General features: G+C 46.5%; 7 protein-coding genes. 2 read left to right on the top strand and 5 right to left on the bottom strand.

Annotation, left to right across the window (positions count from 1 at the left end):
• The first annotated feature begins 37 nt into the window (after positions 1–37).
• Positions 38–823: a hypothetical protein gene (locus tag C3F13_13005; GenBank protein PWB51823.1), complete on the top strand. Its 786-nt coding sequence runs from the start codon at positions 38–40 to the stop codon at positions 821–823.
• A gap of 454 nt (positions 824–1277) precedes the next feature.
• Positions 1278–1865 (top strand): hypothetical protein, encoded by a 588-nt coding sequence (locus tag C3F13_13000; GenBank protein ID PWB51822.1) that lies wholly within the window; start codon positions 1278–1280, stop codon positions 1863–1865.
• A 14-nt stretch (positions 1866–1879) separates the two neighbouring features.
• Here the strand turns inward: C3F13_13000 and C3F13_12995 are convergent, their stop codons facing one another.
• From C3F13_12995 to C3F13_12975, 5 genes are all read right to left on the bottom strand, one after another.
• The gene (locus C3F13_12995) at positions 1880–2542 is read right to left on the bottom strand and encodes a dienelactone hydrolase family protein (protein PWB51821.1); all 663 of its coding nucleotides are present in this window, start codon (positions 2540–2542) and stop codon (positions 1880–1882) included.
• Between the two features lie 684 nt (positions 2543–3226).
• Complete coding sequence (locus tag C3F13_12990; protein ID PWB51820.1) at positions 3227–4093, bottom strand: hypothetical protein; 867 nt, start codon at positions 4091–4093, stop codon at positions 3227–3229.
• Positions 4094–4121: 28 nt separating this feature from the next.
• On the bottom strand, positions 4122–4685 hold the full coding sequence (locus C3F13_12985; protein ID PWB51819.1) for a hypothetical protein: 564 nt from the start codon (positions 4683–4685) through the stop codon (positions 4122–4124).
• A complete protein-coding gene (locus C3F13_12980; GenBank protein ID PWB51818.1) occupies positions 4682–5806 on the bottom strand; it encodes a hypothetical protein in 1125 nt (374 codons plus the stop codon). Before C3F13_12980 ends, C3F13_12985 begins: the two co-directional genes overlap by 4 nt.
• A 44-nt stretch (positions 5807–5850) precedes the next feature.
• The gene (locus tag C3F13_12975) at positions 5851–7056 is read right to left on the bottom strand and encodes a hypothetical protein (protein ID PWB51817.1); all 1206 of its coding nucleotides are present in this window, start codon (positions 7054–7056) and stop codon (positions 5851–5853) included.
• Between the last annotated feature and the right edge of the window lie 5 nt (positions 7057–7061).

The following is a 7061-nucleotide window of genomic DNA, read 5'->3' as shown; positions in this document are numbered from 1 at the left end:
ACAGAAAGAATGTTACACCAACTGAGTTTCCATATAAATGCAATTATTTAATTTTCGTTATATACTTTTTATAACAAATGTGGAAACAATTCATATCGTGTGGTTACCACACCCGAAAACGAAGGAGGTGTATATGGCTCAGGCGGGGATTCATGGATTGATCAGTAACGCAGTACGCAAGTGGACTCCGAACCGCACCTGGTTGATGCTGGGGATCGTGCTTGGGAGCATCCTACCCGACGCAGATAACCTTACGGTAGCGGTGGCAACCGTGGCTAAGTTGCCAACTACAGGGTTGCACCGCACCTTCACGCATAGCTTGATCGCTATCGCGGTTGTGATCGCTGTCTTCGGGCTGGTGAGTTTGATCACAAAACGCCCGCGTTGGCTTAATCTGGGCATCGGGTTGGGGATCGGTATACTTTTACATATTCTGCTCGATCTGATATTTTGGTTCGATGGTGTGGCGATCTTATGGCCTTACTCTTACTATCTCAACTTGTGGAGCAGGTTTTCGCCCTCTTCCTGGTGGATGACCTTGATGCAACCAGCAGAATTCCTCTTCTTAGGTCTCTTCATCATCAACCTGTTCTTCCTGGCGAGTAAGCAAGGTTCGGATGTGGCATACCTGGGCAGGCTGCGCACCTGGATCTGGTTGCAATTTGTGTTATTCGCCATCTTTTTGGTGCTAGCTTTCAGCCTCTCGAAGGGTTTTCTGACCATCTTCGGGGCAATTTACTTGCTGTCTTTGGGCTTGGCGGTGGGCGTCGTTATCCGCATGCGTGGGACGATTGAATACAAACCTGAAGCATCGCCGGCATAAGGGATACTCACCTATTGTCAACGAAGTATTTTGCACATCATTATTTTAACTTCGGCTGATGATCAATAAGTCACATCCCCTCATCCAGGTGGGAGAGGGGTTAGGTTTTTTAGACTCCTCGTAACTGAATCCTATTCATCTGGAGGATATTCTGTTTAGTTATCAACCCCTCGGATCGATATAAACTTCTGATAGCTCTTTAATAACGTTCGACACACTATCTTATAGTGCAGCTGAGTTGTTAATCTTTACGAATGTTCTTGAATAACTCTTCACTTTTCTGTATACTGTAATAAGGGAAGCCAGTTAGCATAGAATTTTATAATTGGAACCGCCACTGACGAAGATATGTGGGGAGATGTTGTTTACCGTAATTAGGGTGGTCTTGATTTTTCAGTTTTCAGCTTCCGAATCAACTTAATCAAGAGACCAGGAAGGATAGGGGAGTAATTATATGAATAACTTGACCGAAAAAGAGAAAATGCTGGCAGGTGAAACCTACAACTGTCTCGACCCTGCCTTAGTGCTTGAACGCCAGAAGGCCAAGGAACTCGTTAGCCTTTTCAACTTGGCGGAAGCACCAAATGATGGAACTATTATCCTCTCTCAGCTGTTAGGATATGTCGGCCGGGATTCGATCATCGAGCCACCGTTCTATTGCTGCTATGGTCAGAACATATACATCGGCGAATATGTATATTTGAACGTTTTATGTACTATCCTGGATTGCAATAAAGTGCATATCGGTAATCATGTCATGCTTGGACCGGCTGTCCAGATATATACCGCAGCTCATCACCTCCAGGCTGAATCGCGCATTCAAGGGTGGGAAGTCGCCAAACCGATATTAATTGAAGACAATGTTTGGATCGGGGGCGGTGCCATCCTCTTGCCTGGGGTAAGGATCGGAAAGAATGCCGTGGTAGGTGCGGGGGCGGTTGTCTCACGCAGTGTCCCAGCAAATACCGTGGTGGTGGGGAATCCGGCTAAGGTGATCAGGAAAATCGAGCAACAATCGCTGCATCGAGAATTTGGTGTGTGAAAAGCACAGCTTGATCACGCCGACACTAAAGTACCAAGCAAGAAGGCTAACGTTCGATCCCAGGCAAGCCCGGCAGCTTGAGCATCATACGCATCTGCACGATCTTGCTCAAAGAACCAGTGGCTGGTGCCGGGATAGGTATAAAAGTTGGTTGGCCGTTGTGCTTTTTTTAAAGTCTTTTCCAGCTCCTGAATCCCGGATCCGGACTCATAAGGATCCAGCTCAGCGAAGTGACCAAGATAAGCGGCCCGCGATTTCTGGAAGTCACCACCCCCACCATTGGTGCCATAAAATAAAACAACGGAGCGGATCAACTCAGGTCTTTTCTGGGCCAGCCATAACGCCCAATAAGCTCCCATTGAAAATCCGATGATCCCCAAGCCATGACCAACAACAGCTGGATGTTCCCGCAAATTGTCTACAGCCGGCAAGATGATTTGCGGTACTTCATGCTCTTCATCCCACGCCGACTTGTGCTGCTCTGCTTCTTCAATAGTTTGAGCAATCTGTCCAGCAAATAGATCAGGCGCAAGAACTACAAAACCTGCCTGCGCCAGCCTATTACAGGTACCCCGAAAGAAGTCATTTAGCCCCCACCAGGCGTGCAGAACCAAGACACCCGGACCCTTACCTGAAGATGGGAGCGAGAGACAATCTTTTGATGAAATCGTTGTCATATATTTTTCTCCATGCCAGAGAGCAATGAATAGGTCTTACCCCCGATTTTATCGGATATATTTAGTCCTATTTGATATTATAGGATTGGTTTTTATCTCTGTCAACTCCTAATATAAAATAGTCGTTTGATCTATTTGAATCACTTATCTAGATACGTGGATTTGATTCATGCTGACGATGCCGTTCAATTATTTACAAAGCAGATAACGAATAACCATCCCGATAGAAAATTACATATCTTACCCCGGCCCTTTATGATGCGCATAGCCATTATATATCGTCATAAGAATAATCATCTACTAATAGACCGGACCTTCGAACATCATAACAGCGCAAGATTACACCTCAATGCGTGATTGATATAAATGGTCTAGATAATAAAACCGCTTAAAACAAAAAACCTTCCAATCCGGAAGGTTTTCGAATCTGGTAACGGGCAAGATTTTGTGTTAGAAATCTTGAAAGATTACTACCGGTAGAACCATTCGGACATCCAATGGAATGATTTCAGCCAACTCGCAAGCAAATGCTGCACTCGCCCTGGCTTGCCTAAACAGGTAATCGAAGTTAATGTGCGAGACATCATCGCCGATTTTGTGATAGTTCGGATTTCTCTCACCGTTGTAGTCCTGGATCTGAACTGCTGCAATGAGACCCTTCGCACGGAAGGGGCCTTCATCCCCTCAGCCACAGTCTGAAACGATCTGAGGTGTTAGATTAATATGGTAGCTCGCAATGATATCAGCCAAGAACTGGACAAAATCCTGATCTTGGTCGCCATTGAAAAGCTCCATTATGCCATCCTGGTTATTATCATATCCAACCATGTCAACATTGACCACGTATTTGATTGCAGCCAGCTGTTCCGGAGTTAGATGATCGAGGTAATAACTCACACCCTGGGTACCTTGTTCTTCACCAGAAGAAAACAGCAAAACGATGGTTTTTTCAAAATCACGGCGGCTGACCATCCTGGCAACCTCCAGCAGGTCAACCGTACCACTGCCGTTATCATCTGCGGCGGGCACGTTAACACCATCCATGTGGGCGACGAAATAGATTTCATCCTGGGGGGAAACTATACCTTGCTTTCGGACGATGAGGTTCTCATCATGATAGCCATCCCGCGACCAGGACTGGATTTGAACAGAATATCCCAGGCCGGTCAGCTGCTCAACCACGTAGTCTTGAGCCCACTGCAATCCTACACTACCCGTCATACGGTTGGTAATGGTAAAGCAACCGTGATCCAGGCAGACCTGTTCGGCGCCCGTCAACCGACGAAGATCTGTGAGAATTCGATCCTTGCTGACTGCATTGATAACCGCCGAGACATCAGCGCTGGTGGATAACTGGGTTGGTGTGTAAGTTTGTTCGATTGTTGCCGGTCTTGAAAGGAGCAGCACGAGGAGATTGGGAAAATCTTCCAATAATCCGATGCCCACAATCAGGCACAAGAACAAGATCGGTAGAAGTAAAATCCGTCTTTTTACCAACGAATTAAATCCAAGGTGAAAATGTAATTTTGTTATTTGTTGAGTGGTTATCATATGTATGGCTTAGCATATCATAAAATTCTTATTCTGCTAGCTTCTCTAACCATTCCTCACGCCAGAAGAACAAGCATGACCGGTCACAGCTGCCGTAAAAGCCCGTACCGTCACACATCACATTCTCAAGCAGAACCATGCCGCGCACATTTCTCACCTGGTAATTACGCTCGTCCACAAAGCGATGTACAGGCTTGAATACTTTCTGGGTTGTACCACAATACTGCCACATAACGTCGATAAAGCTGCAACCTTTCAGCTTACCCTCCTCATCGAGAGTCGCCAATATTTCCTCCCTCGAGCGTATTCTAACCCGATCACCTGCTTGGAGGTTGAGGCGTTCAAGTAGGATCTGGTCCTGATCGATTGCATTATGATTTTTTACTTGCTCTGGCTGCCATAAGCGATTAAGAAATAAAACCCGTTTTATCTTACGCCTGGCTTCGAGGTCTAGATGCCTTCGAAAGAATAATCGAATTTGGGTGAGAAGGGGCAGATTGTTACCAGAATGAACGCCCTTCTCCGTTCTGATATTTGGGATAGACAGCACCTGGCATTCCTTACTCTTGAGCTCAGAGGTCGAATGTTTCATTGGTTACCCTTCGTTATACCAATAAATGGTGGGTTGGGACGATTATATGCTAAATACATGAATATATTATTGACCTGCTTAGCGAATGGTTGACACGGCTTCGGGCTTGTCGTTGATATTTTTCTTGCTACACGGTAAATCGTTTTGCTGATCTGATAACGTAGTGGTGAATGGACACAGACATTGCGACCGTAATTGACCAATTCACCGCCGAATTTTGCTTTGAAGGCACGCGGTCCGTACGCTTCATTTGGTCTTCCCGCACCGCCAAAATCGAAGGTATGGCATCCATGCGCCTTGCCCCACAAAAAGGAGTGCCATTTTAGTAATTCATTAGGATTATACGCAGCATATGCCCGATCTGACCCTGAATACCAGGCATGCATTCGGCCGTTATAGATGAGGTTGAAACAAGCTCCAATACATGTATTATCCACACTAGCGATAAACACCTTACACATCTCAAGTGGGCTGCATATATCCAATGCTGCTTTAAACAGGCTAATGTGTGCCAATGGCACATGGACACGCTGGTAAACGCTTTGTAATTTACCATAGGCAGCTTCCAATTGATCAGAATCTGACACTTCTTGTACAATTGTGCCCTTGTCAATCGAAATGTGCACTCTTTGCCGGCAGCTTTTTGACAGACCATGCCAGAGCACATCTTCTGAAACGTCGAGATTCACCAGGTAGTTTAAGTGCTCCTCGAAAGCATAACCGCACTCGCTGAGAACGGGTTGGATAGAGTCGATTGGTGACTGGTTGCGCAGCTCAGTGAGGAGGAATTTCCCTCGTGCGAATGTATTGTATTCGCGCAACAAAAAACGTAGTCCATCTGCCCCGTCTTCCCCTTGGATGGTAAGGACGCTGCCGTAGACGACTGCTCGGGTAGTCCAAGCGTGAAGTGAACCATTTTGCAAACTTACCTGAACTGGCAGCAACATTGCCAAAAGAGTACCATCATCCTTGATCGCAGCCCATAACGCAGGTTGATGACCCTCAGCATTGGAAAACACCTGGAACATCTCTGGTGTGTGATAGACGTTCGCCTGTGGTTGCGCTTCAATAAAATCTCGCCAGATGAGGTCGTTCAGGGTATTAACTATCTTTATTGGCATGGCTTAAGGTGAATTCAGATGACCTATGCTTGTAAATTCTCTGATCAAACGGCTTGGTAAGTGTCAATGTTTTTGACCAGGCTGACATATTCTGAGCTGATCTTCGACCAATCATAGCGTTCAAGATAACCCCGGCACCCTTTTCGCAGGTCTGCGAGCTGAGCCGGATTTTGATAGAGCGAGCGGATTACTCGACACAGGTCGGCAACATCTCCCGGCTCAAAGAAATCAACGTTCATACCACTGAAATGATCACGCATAGCAGTTGTCCGGGAGGCCACGACGGGTAGCCCTAAGGCGGCATATTCCATCAATTTTGTTGGCAGCAGCCCATCGGTGAAAACATCATTGCGGTAAGGCACGATTCCCAAGTCACAGGCCAGGATCATCTGAGGTAGCTCTTCAGCAAGGTGTTTTGGCTCGATGCTAACGTGGCTATGAAGCTTCAGCTCATCTAGCATTGCAATGACATCGCGTAGGAACTCACCCTGGCCGATCAGGGATAAGTGAATACCTGGAATTTCCTCACGCAGCTGATTTACCGCCTGCACTACCAGGTCAATTCCGTATCTGCGTACCATGCTGCCATGGTAGATAAGACGAAATCCATGACCTTGCTGCTTTTTATATGGCAGATTATCCCGGGGATGGAAGATGGTGCTATCAGCCACATTCATCACCAGGCTACATTTTGAAGGAGGCACACCGCGCTTGATCAAAGCCTGGCGCCAATGCTCGCTGACGGTGATCACATGGTCGGCGAAGTTACAGGATTTTCTCTCCTGCCAGAGGATAAGCCTGGATAACAAGGCGCTGCTCTCACTGAACCTGCCAGCGAAAAACTCGGGCATCAGGTCGTGCAAATCTAAAATAATTGGTACGCCACGCTTTTTTTGTTTATAAGCACAAAAGACCAGGAAATCGGGCAAGTTATGGACCTGGATTGAATCGTACTGCTCTTGAGAAGATAACAAGTTCAAGCGGGCGGACGCAGAAAAATAGAAACGGAAATAATCCAGGAATCTCTGCCATAAGCTTCCAGTTTTTAATAGTGGCATGGCGAGATGATACTTCTCGCGAAATATCCGCACCCCTTTATACCTGTCCACAGGCTTTTGGCCAGCTAAACGCTTACAAATTACATCTACTTCAAAACCGTTTCTTAAAAGGGCTTCGGCTTGGCGTTGAACGCGGGTCTCTCCCAGCGGATATTCATTGAAAACGATCATACAATGGCGTCGAGCTCGCATCACTT

Source organism: Anaerolineales bacterium (assembly GCA_003105035.1).
In the GTDB taxonomy this organism is placed as follows: Bacteria; Chloroflexota; Anaerolineae; order Anaerolineales; family UBA4823; genus FEB-25.
Note: the sequence above shows the minus strand (reverse complement) of the source record. Positions and strands in the feature narration are given on the sequence as shown.

Bases quoted from the DNA above. Each gene is read 5' to 3' on its own strand.
- C3F13_13005 (PWB51823.1), top strand. From the start codon at position 38: ATGCAATTATTTAATTTTCGTTATATACTTTTTATAACAAATGTGGAA.
- C3F13_12990 (PWB51820.1), bottom strand. From the start codon at position 4,093: ATGATAACCACTCAACAAATAACAAAATTACATTTTCACCTTGGATTT.
- C3F13_12975 (PWB51817.1), bottom strand. From the start codon at position 7,056: ATGCGAGCTCGACGCCATTGTATGATCGTTTTCAATGAATATCCGCTG.
- C3F13_12980 (PWB51818.1), bottom strand. From the start codon at position 5,806: ATGCCAATAAAGATAGTTAATACCCTGAACGACCTCATCTGGCGAGAT.
- C3F13_12985 (PWB51819.1), bottom strand. From the start codon at position 4,685: ATGAAACATTCGACCTCTGAGCTCAAGAGTAAGGAATGCCAGGTGCTG.
- C3F13_12995 (PWB51821.1), bottom strand. From the start codon at position 2,542: ATGACAACGATTTCATCAAAAGATTGTCTCTCGCTCCCATCTTCAGGT.
- C3F13_13000 (PWB51822.1), top strand. From the start codon at position 1,278: ATGAATAACTTGACCGAAAAAGAGAAAATGCTGGCAGGTGAAACCTAC.